Source organism: Paenibacillus sp. FW126-R14 (genome assembly GCF_058789495.1).
This window is the reverse complement of record NZ_JBYTBS010000005.1, coordinates 146,106-168,621: the sequence shown is the minus strand read 5'-3', so window position 1 is coordinate 168,621 and position 22,516 is coordinate 146,106. Positions and strand designations below refer to the sequence as shown.

Below are 22,516 nucleotides of genomic sequence, written 5' to 3'. Positions count from 1 at the left end.
TTTCGCTGATGTCTATTTCGCTGCTGGTGTCGTTGTTGCTGCTGGAGAAGCGCTGGCGCTCTCTACTTTCTGGCCGTCCTTCAACGTGTTCTGTCCGGTAATGACTAATTTGTCGCCATCTTTTACGCCGTCAATCACTTCTTGATACTCACCGTTAATACGTCCAAGCTTCACTTTACGCTTCACATATTGGTCGCCTTGCTCCACGAATACGAAGGTATCGGAATCTTCACGAATTACGCTAAGCGTTGGGATGGCTGCAACTTGCTCTTCGGTTTCCGTTGTAAGCTGAACCATGAACCGGGTACCTGGCTGCAGCTGATGATCGCTGTTCGGAACTTCCAGTTCCAGCGTGTACGTTTTTGTCGTTGCACTCATGATCGGCGCTAAATAGCTAATCTTTGCCTTGCCTTTTTTGTCCGGTGTATCCGGATTATAGTAAACGAGTTCTTGCTTGCCTTTGACGAGTTGGTAATTCGTTTCGGTAAGCTCCGTTTTGATTTTGATCGGATCGATTTGCTGCACTTGACCGACTTTCCCTGCCGCGGCAGCTACCGTTTGCCCAACGACAACATTGAAATCGGTGAGCACGCCGCTGCCTGGCGCTTTAACTTGATAGTTATCTAAGGAACGCGTCGCATCGTCAAGCGATAGGCTCGCTGATTCCGCCTGCGTTTGCGCGGCCGAGATCGAATCCGAATTATCAAATGCCGCCAGCTTGCTCTTTGCCGCATCCAAGCTCATTTGCGCGTTATCCAAGGCTTGTTTCATTTGATCCACTTGGTGCTGAACCGCGGTACCGGCGTCATAATCGTTGCGGATTTTGTTATAATCCTGCTGCGCATTCGTTAGAGCGGTTTGCGACCGGGTCACATTATCAACCAAATCCTTGCGGTTGTTCACTTTATTATCGCGTGCTTGCTGCAAAGATTCTTGAGCGCTTTTCAAAGCCAGCTCGCTTTTCCGTTTCGCGGACACGGCGTCTTTATTATCGATAACGAACAGGACTTCGCCCTTCTCCACGTACTCTCCGCGTTTTTTCAGCACTTCAAGCACTTCGCCGTTCGCTTTGGACACAACATCCAGTGCCGTACCTGCCGCGACATCGGCCACCTGTTCGATCGGATTGCTGATCTTTTGCTTTTTAACAACCTCTGTTTTAACCGCTCTTGGCGCAAGCTGAACCGTCGAGGCACCCTTGGCTCCCGGAGCGGAACAAGCGGACGCTAAGACCGCTGCTGCGGTCAATAGCGCAATCACGCTCATCGAGCGATATCTAAATTTACGTTTTCGCGAACTGTCGTTAATCATCTATGTGCCTCCTATACCTCTAACGTTGTGTTTTGATTACTTTTTTTACGATTGAACATGCGACCCATTCGGTTCTTTATGCTTTCAATCAATTCGTACACAATAGGTACGACAACTAGCGTCAGAACGGTAGAGGTAATCAGACCGCCGATTACGACAACACCCAGACCTTTACCGATTAATCCACCTTCTCCGGAAATCCCCAGTGCCAGCGGCACCAAAGCCATAATGGTAGCTCCGGCTGTCATAATAATCGGACGAAGTCTCACTTTTCCAGCCTCAATCAAGGCATGGCGTACCGTGTAGCCTTCTTCACGAAGCTGCTGCGCACGGTCGATTAAGACGATGGCGTTCGTGACGACGATACCGATTAACATGAGGAAACCAATCATCGATGTAACCGTTAATGGCTCTCTTGCGATAACGAGTCCAAGCAGTCCCCCGATTACGGCAAGAGGCAGAGAGAATAGAATAGCGAATGGCGCACTTGCATTTCCAAAAGCCAGAACCATGATCAAGTAGACGACGAATACCGCAGCCGCCATGGCAACGAACAATTGACCGAAGCTCTCATTGACATCGTCGGAAACACCGCTCACTTTCGGTGTCACGCCTTCAGGCAATTCAAAATTTTTCAATGCCGCGCCAATTTTCGCAGAAACGCCAGTTTTGTTGGAGTCATTAATTTTGGCTGTTACTTTGACAAGCTGCTGCTGATTTTCACGCGCAAGGGACGCAGCGCCCTTCGTTTCATTAATTTTGGCTACTTCTTTTAACAGAATCGTCGATCCATTAGGTCCTGTTAAAGGAATGTTGCCTAGTTTTTCAAGCGTATTTTTGTCCGATTTGTCTAACGATACCGTTGTTGTATACACGATATTATCAAATTTCATATCTCCCAGATTTTGTTTTTGAATCCAGGCGCGTGCTGTATCACGGACAGACGATGCGCTTAAGCCGTAGGCTCTCGCTTTTTTCTGATCCACAGCAATCTCTATCTCTGTTTTTGCATCGCTTAAATTATCTTCAATCTCGGATAGCTCAGGGAAGGTTTGCAGCTTCTCTTTCACCATCTTAGCGGCTTTCTCCAGTTGAAGCTGATCGTCACCTTGCAACGTATAAGCAAAATCCGTCGATGAAACGCCGAAATCACCTTCCATGGATTTAGGCTCAACTTCAGAACCGCTTGGCAATTCAGAAAGAATATAAGCTTTCATTTGATCTTTCACTTGATTCGGATCTACACGGTCGTTCACTTGGACGAAAATCTGTGAAGCATATGGCATCCGTTCGTCATCTTTGCCGGCATAACCGACCAAGGATTCAACGAATTTAAACACAGGCTCGCCATTCGAATCTTTGGTATCTAATAAGACGGTTTCGATCTCTTTCGTTTTGGCATCTGTCGCTTCAAATGAAGTCGAATAGGGCAGCTTCAATTGGAAATACATTGTTGCCGATGCTTTTGAGCTAGGCAAGAAAGAAACCGATAGAAACGGAACCGTACCTGCTATCGTCACTACAAGCATAAGCAGGGAGAGAAGCAATGTTTTGATGCGATTTTTTAAGCTCCAAGTCAATACTTTTTCATAGAACGTTGACAGCTTCGTCGGCTTCGACTCATCGTGGCTTACTTTGCCTGGTTTACTGCGCAGTACAAGCAATTTAGCCAACATCGGAATGACCGTTAAAGCTACAACCAAGGAGGAAAGCAGCGCACACGCGATCGTCAGAGCGAACGGTCTAAAGAACCCGCCGACAACGCCCGTAACCAAAGCAAGCGGTGCGAATACCCCTACGGTGGCAAGTGTGGAGGACGTAATCGCCATCGATACCTGCTTCGTAGCTAAAGCAATAACGGACTCTTTGCGCTCCTGCGCTTTTTCCAAAGAGGCGTATATGTTTTCAATAACGACAATCGAGTCATCCACGACCCGCCCTACTGCGATAAAAATACCGCCGAGTGTCATCGTATTCAGCGTTAAATTCAAGGTAGACATCAATAGCAAGGTAATCAAAATGGAAAGCGGAATCGAGACCAGAACGATCAGCGTCATCCGTACATTGCGGAGGAAGACGAGAATCATCAAGGATGCCAATACAGCCCCCACGATTCCTTCGCGCACAAGTCCGGTAATGGATTCCTTAATCTGGTCTGCACTGTCGTAGGTGTTTTTAAACGTAATGTTCGGCAGCGTAGTTTTCCATCCGTGAATTTGCTTCTCGATAGCTGCTGAGAATTCTACCGCATTAGCGCTGCCTGCTTTGTACAAAATCATCCCAATAGCAGGTTTGCCATCCAATCGGCCAATGAAATTCGATTCTGTAATCGATTTGACGTTGGCAATCTGATTGAGCGTTACAATATCTCCCTTAGGCGTTGTGATTTCAAGCTGCTCCAACTCGTACAAACTGGAGATATTGCCTGTCACACGTGTCATCTTGCTGTTGCCGCTAATTTCTACACTGCCGATCGGACTTTTCGTCGCGGCGGCATTAATGGCGTTGGACACTTGGCCCGGGGACAAGCCATAGACGTCAAGCGCAGAGGCATCAAGCTCAATATCAAGCGAGGTATCCCTGGCTCCGATTATGTCCATATGGTCAATCCCTTTAATTCCTTCAAGACCCGGCTTAATTTTATCTTTAAAAGATTTATCAAGCTCCGTTTGGCTGATTCCGTTATCCGCATAAGCAACTAAGTAGTTGGAAGGGAAGGAAGCCGCGCCAAAGGTGGAAGCTTTCGGTGTTCCCGCAGTTGCCGGAAGAGAAACTTCAGCCAGCATATCCTGCACAGCTTGTTTCTTCTTATCCGTGTCCACATTTTGCTTGAACATCAGAATGATCATGGAGAAGTTATCGCTGGATGTCGATTGCATGGAATCCAAATCTTCGAGATTCGCAAGCTTCTTCTCGATCGGAGATGTAATTTCATCCATGACATCCTTCGGCGCACCGGTATATGTTGTCGTTACGGCAACAACCGGGAAAGAAACGTTCGGCATGTTCTCTACTTTCAGCTGCGAAGATGAATATAAGCCGCCTACAAAAAGCATGATCATAATAATGAATAATGCCGAAACATTTTTCATGGAAAAGTGTGTAAGTCGATTCATTCCTGTACTCCCCTCATATCATCATTGTTTCTATAAGATACAAGTCGAATATGAACCCAATATGAACAAACAGCAAAAAAGCTTGAAAATATGCTTTCCAAGCTCACCCTGTTCATTATTTCTTCAATTGATAGGTCAAAATCGGTATTGTAACCAGAAAAAGGGAACCTTTTCCTTCTTCGCTCTCTACTTCGATCGTCCCTTGGTGCAGATCGATAATTTTCCGGACAATCGCCAGCCCCAGCCCGCTCCCGGTATCCCGCTGTCTCGCTTGATCCGCTTTGAAGAACCGTTCGAAAATTCGACCTTGATCCTCTTGGGACATACCGATGCCATTATCTTGGATCCAGACCTGAACACGATCTCTCAACGGGAGTAGCTTAATAAAAATATGTCCGCCGGCCGGCGTGAATTTGACGGCATTCCCAATCAAATTCATCCAGACCTGATTCAATTGGTCGGCGTCCCCCGAAATTTTCACTCTTGGCAATGACAAATCCATATCGAGCTCTTTCTCTGACCATAGCGGCTCATAGAAGACAACGATTCTTCTCAGTTGTTCATCCAAATCAAACGTTGTCGGGTGAAACGGATGATGCTCGGATTCCAGCGAAGCGAGCTTTAATAAATTATCACTGAGCCGCGACAACCGCTCACTTTCGCGTTCGATGATTTCCAAATAGCGGGCACGCTCGGACTCATCGATTTCGGACCCCCGCAGCGCTTTAGAGAAACCGCGGATCGAGGTCAGCGGCGTTTGGAACTCGTGGGACACATTCGAAACGAAGTCCTGGCGCATTTGCTCAAGCTGCTTGAGCTCGCCTGCCATATGATTGAAGCTGTCCGCCAACTGCCCCAGCTCGTCCTTCTGCTTCATAGGTACATGCACGTTAAAATTTCCCCGGGCGAGCCGCTGTGTAGCCACCGTCAACTTCTTCAGCGGGTTCACAATATAGCGGGAGGCGACGAGAATAAGCCCGCTGCCGACAATCAGCACGATAACCAATACGGTAATGACCGCTTTCTGCACTTGACGACGGGTCTCATCTGTAATATTCGGATGAATGAAAAGAGCAAATGACTTATTTCCGACTTTGAGCGGAATGCCCACTTTCATCTCTTTTAGAGGGTCTCGAATGATGCCATAATCCAGGCTCTTATACACGCTGCCTTTCAAAACGATAGCAACTTCCGACGGTTCAATTCGCGGAACTCCATTTTTATTGTGAAATGCCGTCGTCATGGGCTCCCCGTTTTCATTAAATAGCGTGAAAATGAAATTCTCATTAAAACGGTTGCTCCCTGCAACAAAGGTATCCAGCTGCTTCACCTGCATATCTTCGCTGAGCTTGATGATTTGATTGCCGATCGCAAGCATTTCGTCCTGAAACTCGGTATTGATCAGATTTCTGAAAAATATCGTGGCCAACGGGAAGGCCACCGACACACTCACGACCACTACCGCCAGGAAGGTTAGAACGACACGGAGGTAGAGCGACTTGATCTTGATCATCCCTTCACCTCAAGTCTGTACCCCAATCCGCGGATCGTGGCGATCCGAAACTCGTCTGTCAGCGGCTCAAAGCGCTCCCGCAACCGTTTGATATGAACATCAATCGTCCGGTCGTCGCCTTCATAATCCATTCCCCAAATTTGTTCGATGAGCTGCGTTCTTGTGAAAATTTGGGCAGGATAGCTGGCCAGCTTGTACAGCAGTTCAAACTCTTTCAAGGGGAGGCCCAGTCGCCCATCTTGGAAGCGAACTTCAAAAGCCGTGCGGTCAACGATGACACTTCCGATCGCGATCGTCTGAGAGGCGTTGATGCGGTAACGCTTCAAGAGCGCTTTAACCCGCATGACAAGCTCCATAGGATCAAAGGGCTTCACGAGGTAGTCATCCGTCCCCAGCTGAAACCCTTTTACCTTGTGGACGGATTCGCTTTTGGCTGTCACCATCAGAAGGGGCATATCTTCGTAACGTGCTCTCAACTCGCGGCAAAGCTCCCAACCGTCCATCAAGGGCATCATAATATCCAGAACGACTAAATCCGCCGGTGTCGTTTCGAGCATGTTGAGCGCCTCAACGCCATTGCCGGCTTGCATCACCGTCAAACCTTCTCCAACCAAATAAACGCGTATCAACTCTCGGATATCTGCGTCATCATCCACCACCATGATTCTGGTCACGATATGCCCTGCCTTTCCTTGGCTGCCTATCTGCCTTTTACAAATACGGAATAGGGTCCTTAGAACCTGCTTCCTCGAAACCTTTCAAGCGCAAACGGCAGCTGTCGCAAACTCCGCAAGCTTCCGCTTTTCCATTGTAGCAAGAAGTTGTCAGCTCGTACGGAACGCCGATTTTCAAACCTTCTTCGATGATTTTCGCTTTCGTCCAGTCAATGAGAGGCGTTTGGATCGTGATTCCTTTGCCTTCGACACCGACTTTGGTAGCGAGGGCAATAACTTCCTCAACTTTATGAATAAATTCAGGACGGCAATCCGGATATCCGCTGTAATCAAGGGCGTTCACCCCGATATAAATCGCCTCGGAGCCTGTTACTTCCGCATAGGACGTTGCGATAGAGAGAAAGAGCAGATTGCGCCCCGGCACATAAGTCACTGGGATTTCGGATTCCTCGGATTCTCCGTTCATAACATTTGGCACGTCAATGCTGTCGTCCGTTAACGCGCTGCCGCCAAAATCACGCAAAAAATCAAGTTTGATGATTTTGTGGCGCCGGCTCACACCATAGTGCTCCGCAACTTGCTTCGCATTTTCCAATTCAATCTTATGGCGCTGCCCATAGTCAAAAGAAATCGGATACAAATCGTACCCTGCTTCCCGGGCAAGGCCCATGCAAGTTGTGCTGTCCAATCCGCCGCTCAAAATAATAACGGCTCTCTTCTTGTTCTCGTTGTTTACGCTCATGTAAGACACCTCTTTTTTTCTATTTATATTGGAAAAAAGGGATACCGCGGCTGGCGCGCGACTAAACGCCGCGCATCGCCGGATCCCAAATGATTTTGTGCAGCTGCATATTGAGCTTTACTTTGGAAAGCCCCGCTTCCAGCATCAGCTGGACGAGCTTATGCGGCGGCATCGTTTCCCACACCGGGCTGAACATCGGCAGCGCCTTCGTCGGATGCCGCTCCAGCACGTCCACCGCTGTGCGGAAATCGTGTTCGCTGCCGATGACGAACTTCAGCTCATCCTGCTCGCGCAGCAGGCTGAGGTTGCTGACAATCATCTGCTCCATCTCACCGGAGTCCGGCAGCTTGAAGTCCATAATGTATCGCACCTTCGGCGAGGACACACGCTCTACAAACATCGCTAGGTCGATCGCGCCGTTCGTCTCGATGTGCAGGTCGTCGACCTGCTCCAGCTCGGCGAGCGCTTCGACCAGCGCAAGCGACTTCTCGCCGTACAGGAGCGGCTCGCCGCCGGTCAAACAAATATGCCGGGAGCGGAACGTTGTGACTTTGCTGATAATTTCAGCAATGGTCATGACGTTCTCCGCTTCCGCGGGCGGGTAGCTGTACTTGGTGTCGCACCAGGTACAGCGCAGGTTGCAACCAAAAAGACGGACGAAGACCGTAGGGAACCCGGCACGGGTTCCTTCGCCTTCAACCGTCTCGAAGATCTCGACCATCGGAATGCGGATATCTCGCATTACTCTTCCTCCTCCATCATCGAGCGGGTAATGGCCGCGTAAGAGGTCGGGGTCTCCCACAGCCGGATTTCTTCCAGCTGAATCGCAGGATGCAGCTTCTCATCCAGCAGAGCCTGATGAATTTCCTCATACATCCAAACAATCATATTCTCAGCCGTTGTATTCATAGGCGGCAGCACGTCATTCAAATATTTATGATCCAAACGATCAATGACGCGTTCCTTCGCAATGCGTTTAATATCTCCAAAATCTATCGCGATCCCCCGGCTGTCTACTTTGCCGCGCATAATGACTTGCAGCTTGTATGTGTGGCCGTGCAGATTTTTACATTTTCCCTCATAACAATGCAAATGATGCGCACTGTCAAACGTAAATTCCTTGGAAATCAAAACGGATTTGTGATGATATTTTAATTGGTTCTCTGTGATGTCGCGCCCCAACATTTGTACATCTCTTGGGATTTCATAGCTCATATCTATCACCTCTTAATCTTAGAAAAAACAGTACTCTACATTATATCATGAGGTGCCATTTCTCACAATCTATCTAATATCTTCCTCCGGATGAGTCCTCTTTCTTTTTTGCACCCAATCCAAGTGACCCCTGATTTCCTGCATCCGCTCATTCTCATCGCGTAAATCCGATTCAATCATGGCCATTAAACATGCGATCTGGTCGACAACCGTGTCGGGAAGTTCTACCTCTTCCACCGATTTGACAATATAAAGAAGGCATTGCAGCGTTTCATCCATGAGGCTCTTCTTCTTGCCGGTTAGAACAACTTCTGACAAAAAAATAAGATGGCTCAGCTCTTTTTGGGTCATTTTCAAGAGGGACATCCCCTTTCCTGCTATCATTATCCAACATTTTCCGACATCACGAAAGACCCCTTGACAGGTTCAACTATAACATTTATGATTACAGTAAATTGTTATTGATTAGTTTACAGTTCCAACTCTTTTTTTCAATCATTTTACAGAATTCTTTGGAGCCTAAGAAAACACACTAAAAAGAATCAATTCAAATCCTTTGGAGGGAAATTACATGAGCACACAAGTACAAACCGATGTTTTGAAAGTTTTGGAAGACCGTCGTTCCGTGAAGCAATACCAAACTGGGCACAAAATGCCTAAAGCCGATCTTGAGCAATTATTAACTTCTACTTCGCAAGCACCATCCGCATGGAATCTTCAACACTGGAAGCTTCTTGTGATTGACGATCCTGCGCAAAAAGAAAAATTGCTTCCAATCGCCTACGGTCAAAAGCAAATCATCGAAAGTTCTGTCGTTATCGCCGTTCTGGGTGATCTTGAAGCGAACAAAAATGCTGAACTTGTTTTCGGTCCTGCGGTAGAAGCTGGTTTCATGCCGAAAGAAGTGAAAGACAACCTCGTCGCTCAAATCAATGGCGCCTATCAATATCCGCAAGTCGCGCGCGACCAAGCGCTTACGAATGCTTCCCTTGCTGCAATGCAGTTGATGGTTGCTGCAAAAGCGATGGGCTACGACACTTGCCCAATGGGTGGTTACGATGCGGCCAAATTTGTTGAAGCTTTCAACGTTCCAGCGCGTTATGTGCCGGTTATGCTGATCAGCGTTGGTTTGGCAGCAACACCTGCGCGTCCTTCAGGCCGTCTTTCCTTGGATCAAATCACTGTTTCCAACACGTTCTAATTCTAATACCCTTCCAATTTAACGTAAAAAGGCATGGCTCTCATTTGTTGGGAGTTCATGCCTTTTTATCATTCATTGACGGTTAATGAATCTGATCCGTTTCAAACCAAATTTCATCGATCAGCTTATTCCGGTACAACATAGACACATTGAAGGTTTCGTAGTCTTTTTCCTTATCCAACTCCTCCAGCAGCAAGGCCGCAATCAGCTCCCGATCATCCGAATCCCCTGGTTCCCGGAAGTCTATGAAGCCGGTTAGCTGACGGGAACTGATATCCACCGTCGCCGTCCCAATGGGCAAACCGCCATATGACTGCTGGTAAATTTCATACGTCAGCGTGTCTCCATCGTCCCTTGCCAAAATAATCGAGTAATCCTCCCGCTCGGGTGGTCTTTGCGATTCCTCCTTCATATCCGTCACCAGATCCAACAAATCAATATGCGTTAGTTCCACCGTATCAATAGTTTCGCCATCATACATCATATTGAAAATAAATGTATCCGTTTCATCCTCATCAAAATCAGCCACAACCAGCTCCGTTACCGAGTCCATTTCCTCATCAAAGGGATCGAATTGCCAGATGACTTCTCCGACAACATCAGATCCATAAATATGTGTGATCACTTCGGCAACCAATTCCGACTCCTTGTCGTACACATGGTATTCCACACGGTTTCTATACTCGCCCACATTGACAAGCTCATATCCCAGTTGCTGCCTGCGCTGCTCAATCATATCCAAGCTTTCCGGTCCGGTTGCAGCGTCGATATCGTCGAATCGGGTTGCATCGTCATTCACCCATTCATAGTCGGCATCATCATCGTCCAAATAATAGTTGGTTGATCGTGAATCCGCTTCAACAATTGTCTGGTCGATGGCCTCATTCGTGGCAATGACATAGTCATAATCGCTGTAGCTTACGCCTACCTCGCACGCCTTAATATTTAAGGCAGCAAGCACATTCTGAACATACGACTGGGTGAATGCGTATACCTGATTCTTGTCCACCTTCGTTATGGACTGACGCTCCAGATGAATCGAGCCTTTAAGTCGATCCGATTCCCTGTAGACTAGCGTTAACGTACCGACAAACTCCCCATTATACATAATATCGCAGACTTCTCCGCCTGCTGTTTTCAGGTCGGGTCTAAGCATCATATCGGCCACGACTTTCTTCGCCTCCTCTACAGATCTAATCACTCTTCTGTAGATTGTCCCAATTTCGACCAAAATATGAGTAAAGCAGGATAAACGTCCATACACATCTGTCCCTCCTTTCATATTCTATCGTATAGATTGAAAAGGGAGGGATTCTGACATGTCTGCTGGTTATAATAACGTTGGTGCGATCTTAGTACTTTTCATCTTGCTGGTTATCATCACTAGTGCATTTGTGCTTTAAGATAGTAGAAAAGCCAAAAAGACGGTTCCTCCGTCAATTGAGCAGGAGGAACCGTCTTTTTTATTTGCTTTGTTGATTTAAGCGTTGGCGTTCGGCTTCTATAGCCGCGAGTTTTTTTTGCATGCTTGGCCTTGCATCTGTATGATTGGCGTATTTGGCAAAAATCTTTTCCGCTCTGGCTAATTTGCCTGATCGCATTGCCAGTTCGCCAAGTGATGCTTCGGCCTTCCACTCCCCGATCTGGTAATCGGCACTCACATTTCCCCGGTATGCCGGCAAACTTGTCACTGCCTGCTTAATGCCCGACTCTGCTAGCCGGAGAAGCTCATCAGCCTGTCTAATACGCACTTGAGCAAGCAAATAATGCGCATCAGGAAACTCAGGATGAGCTTCTATAGCTTTGTGGCAATAGGCTTCCGCCTCCTGGTAATTCTTGCGCTGCAGCATCACCTGTATGAGCAGTCTGTAAACTTCCGGCATCCGTCCAAAAGCGCTTGTCTGCAAGCCTAAACGTTCAGCCTCAAGCAATGCAGAATACGCTTGCTCTTCATAGCCTAATCCCAGTGACTCTCTGCCCAAAAACAACCAGTGTCCAGGATTGCCCGGCTCTTCCTGAATCATGAATTGAAGCAAGCGGTGGTTTCTTTCCAGCTTGCCTTTGTTGCTCATGACCGTCGGTTCATAACCGGTATGATTCAGCCTGATTTTTACCGCACGCCGGTACGTATCATGCTGATAAATCCCTTTGGAAGTGCCCACCTGCTCATGAATTCGGCCAAAATAACGGAGCCCTCTGTGCGCCGGGAACATGCGAACTTGTGAGAAATCGTGCCGAACGCTGCCGTTTACCTGATTCAAATGCCATGCATGGAGAATCGGGGCATCCGTTACATGGTTGAAAACGCCCGCCGTTTCCCTCACTGATGCTGCATCCTCGGGGACAAGCCGTTCATCCGCATCCACCCAAAGCACCCAATCCGACTGTACGTAGTGAAGACCCTTATTTCGGGCGGCTGCAAAGTCATCCTCCCATTGAATCCTCACAACCTTTACTTTTGGAAACTGCATAGCGATCTTGGATGTTTCATCCGTTGACGAATCTATCACGATGATTTCATCTACAGCGTCTAGCAAAGCCTGAATGCACGCGGCAATGTTAGCTGCTTCATTGTAAGTCAGAATCGCCGCGGCAACGGTTACCTTGGGAACTTGCAGCAATTGATCTATATCCGGCCGCGGCTCGCCTGAAGGAACATGCTGCAAGCCTTCATAAATGTGATTGACCCATTGCGCTTGCGGATCCAGCAGCCAAGCGCGATCAAATGCTTTCTTAGCTGCTTGTCCGTAGTTTTGGAGTAAGAGCGTTTCACCAAGCAAGACCCAAAGCTGGGCATTCAGTGAATTTCGGCTTATGGCCTGCTTCAGCTCCGACTCTGCTTCCATAAACTTGTTTGCTTGGATAAGAGAAATAAGCTTTTCTTCTTGATTATCCATAGCCACCTAGTTCGGCAGCCTTTTCGTATAAGGTATATAAGGAACGTAGTAAACGCGTTTGCCTTGATCCAGGTCTATTTTAAATAAAATCTGAGTTTGTGTCGGGACAGTATCCTCTAACCGGATAGACATCAAGGAACTTGTCTCATAAGTCCAGAACAACTCATCGTTAAAATCTTCCGGTATGACCGAAACGGCTTCTCTAATATTGTAAGGCCCTGTCCAGTAGCCGCCATAATTATAATTTGGATACAAGGATCTAAGACTAATAGCCGGAATATTGGTATCGGGATATTTCGTGTCCTCCGTTGAGATCACCCTGAAGTTAAAGTCATCCTGGTACAGAATCGATGGAGCGTCTGTCTTGTGTCCATAAATTTTTATTTTTGAGTTTTGCTGCGTATAATCTTTTGCTTCAAATTTCAAGTATACATCTTGATACACGGAAGCTGTAACCGCATTATTATCGCTATTATGTATATCTGCCTCTGTAATCTTCGTAAGATTAAATCCGTCGAAACCGACATCGCTTTTGAAATTAAACAGGTAACTGCTGGTTCCCGAAGCATTTGATTTATACATATCCAAGGTAGCAGGGAACGGGTCATTATTGGCATGTTCGATGTTCACATTCAATATGGTTTGTTTGGACTCATTCCCTTTCTCATACGCCTGGAATTCCTTTATTTTCTTTACGCCGTTCGGCAATGAGAAAGAATTCCACGTTAATTTTGGCGATGATCCAAGTGAGATCGTGTTAAGCGCTGTGCCTGGGGAACCATACCCTTCGACAACAACTTTATAAGCAAGATCAGCGTTTTCCGGATCATAAAAGACTTCGCTAAGATCAATTTCAGCATCGTTAGATAAATACATGACCGGATTATTCACGCCATCAAGCGAGAAGTGCTTGGCTAATACACTGTCTGTTTTTAATTGCGGCGGCATGTTAACGACAATATGAAAAGGAATGACACCTCTAGTCATGCCCCCATGGTGATCGACAACAAGAACGTTCAAATCGAAATCGCCTGGTACTAAGGGAGTTAGCTCATAGCCCGCTACATATTCATTACTGTAGTCATATTTTTCTTCTATTCGGATATGCGGGTTATTTTTATCAACGAACACAACATCTAGGTCATCGGATTCATAAAATTCACCCTCGACATACCTTCTGTCGGAATCCTCGAAATAATCTCTTAAACTTAAATTAATATCATAGCTCGAGATTTTTTTCCCAACTTCACCTTGAAATCGTTTATCGGTCTCAAGCTGATAAGGCGCAGAATTTTCCAAATTATACTCAATCGGGTTATCGTTGATGACCGTTTTAGGACTTATATTGCTGAGCAAGCTCTTTACTTTGTCACGGGTTTGCAGCTCTGCAGGCACTTGACTCATGACTGTAAACACATTTGATAGATCAAACTTATAGGAATCCGGATCGCCAGTATTCGGTACGATAACGACTTCAAAACTATCGGTGAATGGCTGGAATGGCTCAACTTCGTTTTTTGGATATTTCATTCCGCTTACGGTAAAAGTAGCTTTGCCGATTTCTCCAGCCTTGATTTCATAAATTCCTCCTACACCTGGAGTCTCGCTGCCTCTTGCTATATACATCTCATTTTCATTCTGGGTAATATGCAAATCAAATGTATCATATAGCGCTCTCAAAGCATCCATATCAATGTATTTCGTTCCGTTTTCAGGAATAACAATCGTTTCGATTTTTTCAATATGTATTACCGGAGGTTCATTTTCCGTGTTCGCTGCAGCAGGAACAGCCATAAACGGCACGGCCATCATCGCCGTACTCGCAATAGCTCCTGCAATCTTTGTCCTTTTACGAAAAAACGTTTGCTCTCTCCCCATCATTTACACCACCGTCATCTAGTTTATTTCCCTCATTCTACCATAGCCAAGAAGGAGGAAGAACCCCTAAAACGACAAAAATCCTCAAAAAACGAGGATTTTATAGGAATTTAATATTATAAACAATATTTGACTAGGGCTTTATGCACACCCTCATCGTTATTTGATGCCGTCACCGCATCCGCGGCTTCCTTCACGCCGTCTGGCGAATTGTCTACGGCAATACCGAGCCCGGCGAATGCCATCATTTCCAAATCGTTATAGTAATTGCCGATGGCCAGAATTTCGCTCGGATCGATCTTTAATGAAGCTGCCAAAGCTTCAAGCGCATTTCCTTTATTCGCTTTGGCGCTCATCACATCAATGAATAAATCACCGCTGCGAATCATCCGCAAATGGCCGTACAGCTGCTGTTCTTCCCACTCTTGCTGAACACGGTCGAGGATCTCCGGCTGACTGAACAGCGTAAACTTCACAATCGGCAGATCCAGCTCAGACACATCCGTCACGAGTTTGGGACTGATCAGAAACTTTTTGTACATTTCCTTTTCGTATTCGCCAATACGTTCAATATACATGTTAAAGGAAGTGTTAACGTCGAAATGAATGCCTTCCCTTCTCACATAGTCGAGCATAGGAGCGATTTCCGGCATAGTGAAAGAAAACTCATGGATTAAAGATTGCCCGCGTTCATCCGCATGAACCGTTGCCGCCCCATTATGTGTAATCATCGTTCCTTCCAAACCAAGCTGTTCCAGGATCGGCAGCGTACTGCCAGGGGCTCTTCCGGTACACAGTACGATATGGCACCCTTGATCATGAACTTCCTGAATCGTTTCAATCGTCTGCTGCGTTAATTCATGCTCGTCATTCAACAGTGTTCCGTCAACATCCAATGCAATTAATCGATAGTTCAAGGTTTCTCTCTCCCTTATGCCTAGCCTTTTTTCGACTAATTGTAACATAGGACCTCAATTAATTCCTATTATTATTGAACTCTATGAACGCCGACGGATTGATTGACATTGCCGATGATATGGACCGGGATATCTTCTGTTTTTACAACCCCGTTGCGATATCGGATCCGAAAATGTATCGTTTGCAAGCCTGGCGGCAGCCCCTCCGAAAATGATTGAAATCTGGCATCGAAAATTTCTCCGCCAAATAGCGTAGAATCTCCTGCAGACGCCGTTAAACGTTCCGATACATATAGCGGCTTAGCATCCAAGCCGGTCGTATCCAGCCAAGCTGTAACTTCCTCAACAGGAGCCGGCGAGCTCCGACAGACTGCAACGAAGATTTCCCCGGAGTAGAAATCCTTCGGTACAGCGGCGGTCTGGTGACCGCTTTTTTCGTGTAAAAGCAGCCAATTGTCAGTATACGTTACATCAGAGCGAATCGTCAGCGGAGCTGCTGCAATCATTTTAACCACTGAACTTGATAGCAGGCCATCTGATACCGTAAGAGTTACCTTATATGTGCCAGGAGCTGGAAACTCTTGCTTGATCTCTTTTGTGTAAAATAACAACACAATCCCATTGGGTTGTTCCAATTTCCATGCATAGCTAAGCGTATCGCCATCAGGATCATATGAAGAATTGACGCTTTGCATCACATCGCCTTCCCAAACCGGCTTTGGCGTCCAATCAAATTCAGCCGCAGGAGGCCGATTGATGTAAAACCATGTTTGCTCTGAATAGTCAGACCAAGCCGTTCCATCCAATACTCTGACTCTGGCACGAAGTTTTTGACCGGGAGGAAGATCGCGATCGGCTTGCCAACTGCCTTGCGTTGCGTTAGTTCCCTGGTAAAATTGCCCAGTGTCCAGTACCAGCACATCATTCGCTTCATTGGTAATTTGAAGCTGAAAATAGCTGAACCGTGTACCGGGATCGGGGTCCGTTTGTGTCCATTGAAACGTGGGCCGAAGTTCGGAGAAAATCGTAGGCGCAGCCTGGGTACCATTCGGTACATTCATAGTCGCAGAGGGAGGTCTGTTCAATAAGAACCATCCTGAGTTGGACCATTCCGACCAGTACTTTCCGTCATTCACACGAACCTGAACCTGATACGGGCCGGGCATTCCTGCGATTACTGACAAGCCAAACTGCTCAATGGGATGTGCCGTCCAAGAACTATTGGAAGTATAGTACTTACAACTATGCCACGTACCCGAACTATTATCATAGCTGCATCCATGAGCGTAACTGCCTCCCCGGATGGCGTTATTGCCATATCCATTATCATTGTAGGTAACTTGACCACCGCTTTCATCAAGAATTCTATATTGGAAGTATTTATATTCCGTAGGCACGTCCTGGTCCGTTTGGTTCCATGAAGGTATTAGCATCCCACTGGCAATCGGAGTAGGATTTGACCGTGTCCCGTCTGGAAAAGTCAAAACAGCAGAAGGAGGATATCCTTTAATGAAATATTTCTCCGACCACTGGGACCATGCCCCTTTTTCGTCCTGCACGCGAATCCTTACCTTGTAAATCCGGTTATCCTGCAACGACATTGCAGCGGTATAACTTAATTCAACTGTCGCTCCGTCGCTTTTGATGCTGCTAATTGAAGTAATAATTGCAGGATAAAACTGACTTACCCATCTATACTGCGGGTTGCTGTAAGAATCATAATAGTAATATTGAATATCGATTTCAGATTTCACAATATAACTATCCGCGTCGTAATCAACTGCATTCCACGTGATCAGCGGATTTGATGCCTGCGCCCCGGATGGGTTGTTGAAGTCAGCACTGGCGGGATTCGTAATATCGACAAAAGGGGCATGATTGACAGGCGGAGCCTGCAGCCAGATATAAGCCTCTGCCCAATCGGACCATGCGCCGTATTCATCTTTTACAGCTACCCTGAAAGTGTATAGCCCCATCTCTTTGACCCGATCGATAAGTCCCGATACCGTTGTTCCGTCCGGTAGGATATATTCATATCTGCGGTCAAGTATCCCTTTTGTAGCGGCATAGTTAATCCCTGTGGACTCGGTGGAATAATGATCAGACGATAGCCATCGATCCGGGTCATAGCTCATAGAATCATCGCATCTCACCTTGTAATACAAATCTTGGGTGCAGCTTATCCTGCTTACCGGTTTACGATGAATCAATATATTTCTCGAATAGGGATCGGACTCAGATACGTAACTGGCAAAAGTCCCGTTAGGAAACGCATAGCCTGGTGGAGCCGGGTCGTCGGAACCCGTATAGGTCAGCTTATACAAACCGACTTTATCCAGTGTTTTCACTGGGCCGCCTCTTACCACTTGGCCGTGATAGACAGATAATCCACTTTGTCCGTCCCCAGCATCCAAAAATTTGGCAGCATTCGTATGCTCATACTTCCATTTGTCTTGCGCACTAAGATGCGGGTCATTTTCGGGGTCATCATACGTTATTTCGTAAGTTAATTCTTCTCCTGCAATCCCCGTATCACTGATTACCGTGTTATCAACGATTGGAATTTTAACAAAAACGTTGCGAAAATGAGCGCCGAAACTCCCAATGAATGCTCCGTGGGTCCCAGAAGCAAAAGTGGAATCCGATGCTTCAAAGATAGGAAGCTGCCCTAATCGGACTTTCACTTTTGACCCTCGAACCGAAATTTTGAGGTTTACAAAATCCGTCGTAGGCAAACTAATCGGGCTTGATTTCAGCTCGAAACGATGCCCATTTACTATTTTAACGAACGAAATCCGATTCGATGTCATTTCCATTCTGTACATGTTGTTATTATTTTGCGCCCTGAAAATAAAGCCTGAAGGTGCACTTATGCTAGTATTCATACTCGTTTGCATAAAGTCAAAGTAGTAGTCCGCATCGGCAATATCGGTGTCTTTTTTTAGAATTTGACCAACCTCCGAGGAAGCGTACACTTTGGGACTGGCCATTGCACCTTTAATGGTGTATAAATAATATTTGTTAAAAGAGCCGGTCGTATCTTCGTCATAGCTGGATACACGACTGCCGGAACTACAGCCGCCACAAGAATCCCATTTAAAATTATACCTTCTGAGCTTGTGGTATCTTTCCTGCAGCTGCAAGTAATATTCACCGTCAGCTCCAAATCCAGAGGCTAATATCGTAAACTTTCTATTTTCGAACAACGTTTGCTCATTACTATTCTCGTTTTTGGGACGCAAGTTGGCAGTTGTATATTCTGCTATCTTAGTGGCAAATTTATCTGCGACAATCACCTTATTAAATCCGTCTGCCACATACACATACCCATCTTCAGAAACATCCCACCTCACTTGTACGAATGAACTCGTTGAGCGTTCCCAAGCATCCCCATTTATCACACTTCCATACCTGGATTGACTGCTATCGTTCCGATTGACGATACTGACATCTAATCGCCTGGTAACCCCCGTTTTTTTGTTATACGAAGTAAGATAATTGGTGTAAGTCCCTCTATCCGCTGAGTTACCGCTACTGTTTGTATAGTTGGAATTGCTGTATGTACTCGCATAATCTTCATGCGCATAGACGGCTACTTCGGAGTCCTCATAGATAGCGCCACTATCTAAACTCGGTCTTGTGATCGTTGCGGCTGGCACTTCCCGCCCTGTTTCCACGTCATACCATAGCGAAGGATCTCCGCCACCGCAATAATAGCAGTAACTGGGATTTAACAGCGTATACGGTATTTTTATTTTTGTGCCATCGTCATTGATCTCCATATTGTTAGCATTAGCAATTTGGTTAGGCTGGGTAGGAAGAGCGAAAAAACTGGAAATCGATTTGCTGTAATTTTCAAAGCTTTTTATCCAGGAAGTTTGGCCAGAGGCATCTTTTCTCGTATAATCGCACCACCAATGATAGGTATCGTTAACATCTGAATTTGCTTCATAGTAATATTTGCAGGATAGACCATAACTTCCCCCTTTAGCGTCATAGGTTAAGAAATTGCTAGTATGGTTTGCCGTTGGTGCAGAGTTATCCCCGCTAAGCTGGGTAGTCGAAGGTTGCCCGTAAGGTACTCCTTGCGAATTGGCCATTTGCACGGAATATGGAATAGTACCGCGAACAGCCACTCCGCTTTTATTGCCTAAGTACTGAGTGCCGTATAGGGTTGGAATACTGTAATTGCTTCCTACGTCAAGTCCCAAAGTCGTTACAGCGTTGGTGAAAATCAAAGCACTTGCGGGAGCCTTGTATGGCGCTTTTGCGTAGTGAGAAGTAAATCCTTTAGTTACAGGGTTAAAGGTTAGTCCGAGATCCTTTGTTTTATGCAAATTTGTGTTTGTAAGTGTTGAACCTTCCCACTGTGCGCCAAAGGCCATGAACATTTCATTCTCAGTTACCGTTTGAAAAATTGGAGGTTCTGGATTTGCGCTCGTAACCGTAAATGCGGCCTCGGGAGAATCATTTTTGATATCAATGACAAAGGAATTGGTATCTGTTAATCCCCAATCTTCTTTTGTTGTAACCGTTAGCTTATAGTTACCCACCTTGGCAGCAGGAAGCCGTGCAGATCCGCCAACAGTGATAGGTATATGAAGCGGCATATGATCATTAAATAATCCGTCGTTATTACTGTCGTACACATAGGTAATCCCAGTCTCTACAAGGATATCTCCGTCCGGGCTGTACGAAATGTCTCTAAAAGGAACGTCACCGCGAACCGTAATAAGCGGAAGGTTAATCCCGGCAACGGGCGGCTTATCCTCGACAACATTCAGATTTTTGATCGCCTTATTTTCCGGCAGACTTCGTACGCCATAATTATCTTTAACTTCGAGCGTGACCGTTTCAATACCGATATGGGGGTAGACTGGCAGCTTATTCGTCCAAAAATACTCTGAGATGGTCCGGTTCTTGGCTGCTCGGCTGCATGCTCCATTGATTGCGTTAGCGGCCAAAGGACGATTTTGCACGACACGGTTGGGGACATTTATACAAGGATCAGGTTCAGGACGAGTAATGGTTATGGTGGCATCCCTCTGTGTGCAGCTCCCTTTATCATCACACATTTTTGCCGAAATCTTGTGTTCAGCGGCTATTGATGGCGTTAGCTCTGTCAGTTTATCTTCTCCTTTGGAATAGCCCAAGGAAGGAAAGCTTTTGATCCAAGAACTTGAACTGTCCGAAAACAACCATTCGAAAGTTACAACATCATCGTCAGGATCATAATGATATGGTGACATTTCAGGCAGCAGCCTCACGTTTACTTTATCGCCGAGAACAGCGTCAGTGATAGGCGTACGACTAGTGTAATCACTGTCTGGAAACCATCCGATTTCGAACTGGGGCGGCCTATTGGGAGGCTTCGGACCCAGCGTAAACTTTCCCTCATAAAAATAAGAAGTCCCTCCACAGCTATCCTCAAGCTTGTATGAAATATCTATTTGACCGCTTTGCATGTTTCCGGGATAACCGATGAAGCCCATCATGCCGTAAGAAAAAATAGACATATCGCTCGTTGAGGCACTGCTGAGCGTGCTCCAGCCATATTGAACATATTCTCCAGTCGTCTGAGAAAGAATGAAACGTCCTCTAACAGGCGTACAGCCGGAAGAGATTGTCCAATCTGCCTTGATAATGTTGGAATCTCTCCATGGGATGGAAGCTTTGTCGGCAGAAGTTTTGCCGGAGTATTTGCCGCCTGTAGGCGCGCAGCTCGTTTGTGGATTAATAATTTGAGAAAATACATTATTCGAGGTCGTCGATTCTGAGATATCGTCATTGGCATCGACGGTTAGCGTGATGTTTTTCATACTGTTGAACGTATAGGAGGTTGTCTCAGTTTTCGTTTCTCCTGGCGGCAGTCCTGCCGTATAGGTAAAACTCTTGAATACTTTGCCGTCAGCGGCCAGGGTTACTTGGAAGGAAGTACCGCTAGGGATGGCAGTACCGGTGTTTTTGAACTTGATGGTGAGGTTTGTGCTGGAACCCATGGGGACACAATTACCGGCATCAATGGATAGTGCCGCTAGATCGGGTTTGTTTGGCGGGGTGTAGGTGACTTCGATAGACATTTGGTATTTGTATGTATCTCCTCTCCATAGACCAATGGCAAACATTGCATAATCACGTAATAATCCGCCAGAATTATCTGAGTCAGGTCTATCTGTGAATTGAAGGGGGTACGAATCATCCAATAACATTCTAGTTCGAATCATTCCGAACCCTAAACCACTCCCTTTACCAAAAGAAAACGGCTCTGCACCATAACCTTCTTCATAAACATCAGCATCATAAATTTCTATTGAGTCTTGTAATAATTTATCTCCGTCTGTGATATTAGCTCCAGCACCACTAATCTGAGCATCAGCACTTACTAAATACCAATTATTAGGTCTCGGCACTTCATATGCTGTAGTAACTGCAAACCCCTCTTTGTTGTAATCTGGTGCTTTTTCATAACTTATACCGCTTATATTATATAAGTGTGAAAGGTAGGTGTACCTTAAATCTGCTCCGTATGTATTAGGGTTAGAATAGTCAAAATCTGTACTGGTATAACGTTTTTTTCCTATTACAGGTATTAATCCAGGATACAGTGATTTTGGGCTACCGTATACACCATTAAATTGAACAGGAATTGTTTTACTACCTTTATGCTCCCAAACTTGTCCCAATGGTTGCCTATATATCTGGTGCATAGGATTTGTTTCAGATTTTCCGTAAACTTTAATTTTATCCCCATTTAAACTAGGGACAGTGATTGTAGTTCCATTGAAAAAAAGTCCCGAAATACTTACACCATTATAGACACCACTAATGGATGTGATATTCCCTGAAATGAATTCACTCAGATCTTTATTAAAAACAGACTTGGTCAAGGAAGCAGAAAATTGTACTGGGACAGCAGTGTCGACAAATGTACCTTGTTCAAAATTAAAATAGAGTTTTCTAGAAGATGCAGCTTGAGCAATGTCCGGAGCCAGGGGCAACACTAGCTCAATAAGTAATAAAAAAAGCAACAATCGATTAATTAAGTACTTCAA

General features: G+C 45.9%; 15 protein-coding genes. 2 read left to right on the top strand and 13 right to left on the bottom strand.

Annotated features, from left to right (window positions below):
• Positions 1–12: 12 nt before the first annotated feature.
• The 8 genes from AC3WRW_RS05395 to AC3WRW_RS05360 all read right to left on the bottom strand — a co-directional run bounded on the left by AC3WRW_RS05395 (position 13) and on the right by AC3WRW_RS05360 (position 8,922).
• Positions 13–1,311: an efflux RND transporter periplasmic adaptor subunit gene (locus tag AC3WRW_RS05395; RefSeq protein WP_492545324.1), complete on the bottom strand. Its 1,299-nt coding sequence runs from the start codon at positions 1,309–1,311 to the stop codon at positions 13–15.
• Between the two features lie 11 nt (positions 1,312–1,322).
• A complete protein-coding gene (locus AC3WRW_RS05390) occupies positions 1,323–4,427 on the bottom strand; it encodes an efflux RND transporter permease subunit (RefSeq protein WP_492545323.1) in 3,105 nt (1,034 codons plus the stop codon).
• Between the two features lie 115 nt (positions 4,428–4,542).
• On the bottom strand, positions 4,543–5,940 hold the full coding sequence (locus tag AC3WRW_RS05385; RefSeq protein ID WP_492545322.1) for a sensor histidine kinase: 1,398 nt from the start codon (positions 5,938–5,940) through the stop codon (positions 4,543–4,545).
• Positions 5,937–6,614: a response regulator transcription factor gene (locus tag AC3WRW_RS05380; RefSeq protein ID WP_492545321.1), complete on the bottom strand. Its 678-nt coding sequence runs from the start codon at positions 6,612–6,614 to the stop codon at positions 5,937–5,939. The genes AC3WRW_RS05385 and AC3WRW_RS05380 overlap by 4 nt, the downstream gene beginning before the upstream one ends.
• A 37-nt stretch (positions 6,615–6,651) precedes the next feature.
• Entirely contained in the window at positions 6,652–7,356 is a 705-nt protein-coding gene (gene queC, locus AC3WRW_RS05375) for a 7-cyano-7-deazaguanine synthase QueC (protein ID WP_492545320.1), read from the bottom strand.
• A gap of 61 nt (positions 7,357–7,417) precedes the next feature.
• Positions 7,418–8,098 carry a 7-carboxy-7-deazaguanine synthase QueE gene (locus tag AC3WRW_RS05370; protein WP_492545319.1) on the bottom strand — a complete coding sequence of 227 codons (681 nt, stop codon included), beginning with the start codon at positions 8,096–8,098 and terminating at the stop codon, positions 7,418–7,420.
• The gene (gene queD, locus AC3WRW_RS05365) at positions 8,098–8,571 is read right to left on the bottom strand and encodes a 6-carboxytetrahydropterin synthase QueD (protein WP_492545318.1); all 474 of its coding nucleotides are present in this window, start codon (positions 8,569–8,571) and stop codon (positions 8,098–8,100) included. Before queD ends, AC3WRW_RS05370 begins: the two co-directional genes overlap by 1 nt.
• A 69-nt stretch (positions 8,572–8,640) precedes the next feature.
• On the bottom strand, positions 8,641–8,922 hold the full coding sequence (locus AC3WRW_RS05360) for a hypothetical protein (protein ID WP_492545398.1): 282 nt from the start codon (positions 8,920–8,922) through the stop codon (positions 8,641–8,643).
• 220 nt (positions 8,923–9,142) lie between these two features.
• Here AC3WRW_RS05360 and AC3WRW_RS05355 point away from each other — a divergent pair, with 220 nt between their 5' ends.
• A complete protein-coding gene (locus AC3WRW_RS05355) occupies positions 9,143–9,772 on the top strand; it encodes a nitroreductase family protein (RefSeq protein ID WP_492545317.1) in 630 nt (209 codons plus the stop codon).
• Between the two features lie 82 nt (positions 9,773–9,854).
• On the opposite strand, the gene AC3WRW_RS05350 is transcribed toward AC3WRW_RS05355, so the two are convergent.
• Positions 9,855–11,036 (bottom strand): hypothetical protein, encoded by a 1,182-nt coding sequence (locus tag AC3WRW_RS05350; RefSeq protein ID WP_492545316.1) that lies wholly within the window; start codon positions 11,034–11,036, stop codon positions 9,855–9,857.
• Between the two features lie 55 nt (positions 11,037–11,091).
• Here AC3WRW_RS05350 and AC3WRW_RS05345 point away from each other — a divergent pair, with 55 nt between their 5' ends.
• Positions 11,092–11,175, top strand: a complete 84-nt coding sequence (locus tag AC3WRW_RS05345) for a YjcZ family sporulation protein (protein ID WP_274467423.1) — start codon at positions 11,092–11,094, stop codon at positions 11,173–11,175.
• A gap of 60 nt (positions 11,176–11,235) precedes the next feature.
• Here the strand turns inward: AC3WRW_RS05345 and AC3WRW_RS05340 are convergent, their stop codons facing one another.
• The 4 genes from AC3WRW_RS05340 to AC3WRW_RS05325 form a co-directional block, all read right to left on the bottom strand.
• A complete protein-coding gene (locus AC3WRW_RS05340) occupies positions 11,236–12,669 on the bottom strand; it encodes a glycosyltransferase (RefSeq protein ID WP_492545315.1) in 1,434 nt (477 codons plus the stop codon).
• 6 nt (positions 12,670–12,675) lie between these two features.
• On the bottom strand, positions 12,676–14,547 hold the full coding sequence (locus AC3WRW_RS05335) for a hypothetical protein (RefSeq protein ID WP_492545314.1): 1,872 nt from the start codon (positions 14,545–14,547) through the stop codon (positions 12,676–12,678).
• A 116-nt stretch (positions 14,548–14,663) separates the two neighbouring features.
• Entirely contained in the window at positions 14,664–15,464 is an 801-nt protein-coding gene (locus AC3WRW_RS05330; RefSeq protein ID WP_492545313.1) for a Cof-type HAD-IIB family hydrolase, read from the bottom strand.
• A 71-nt stretch (positions 15,465–15,535) separates the two neighbouring features.
• Positions 15,536–22,516 carry a PKD domain-containing protein gene (locus tag AC3WRW_RS05325; protein WP_492545312.1) on the bottom strand — a complete coding sequence of 2,327 codons (6,981 nt, stop codon included), beginning with the start codon at positions 22,514–22,516 and terminating at the stop codon, positions 15,536–15,538.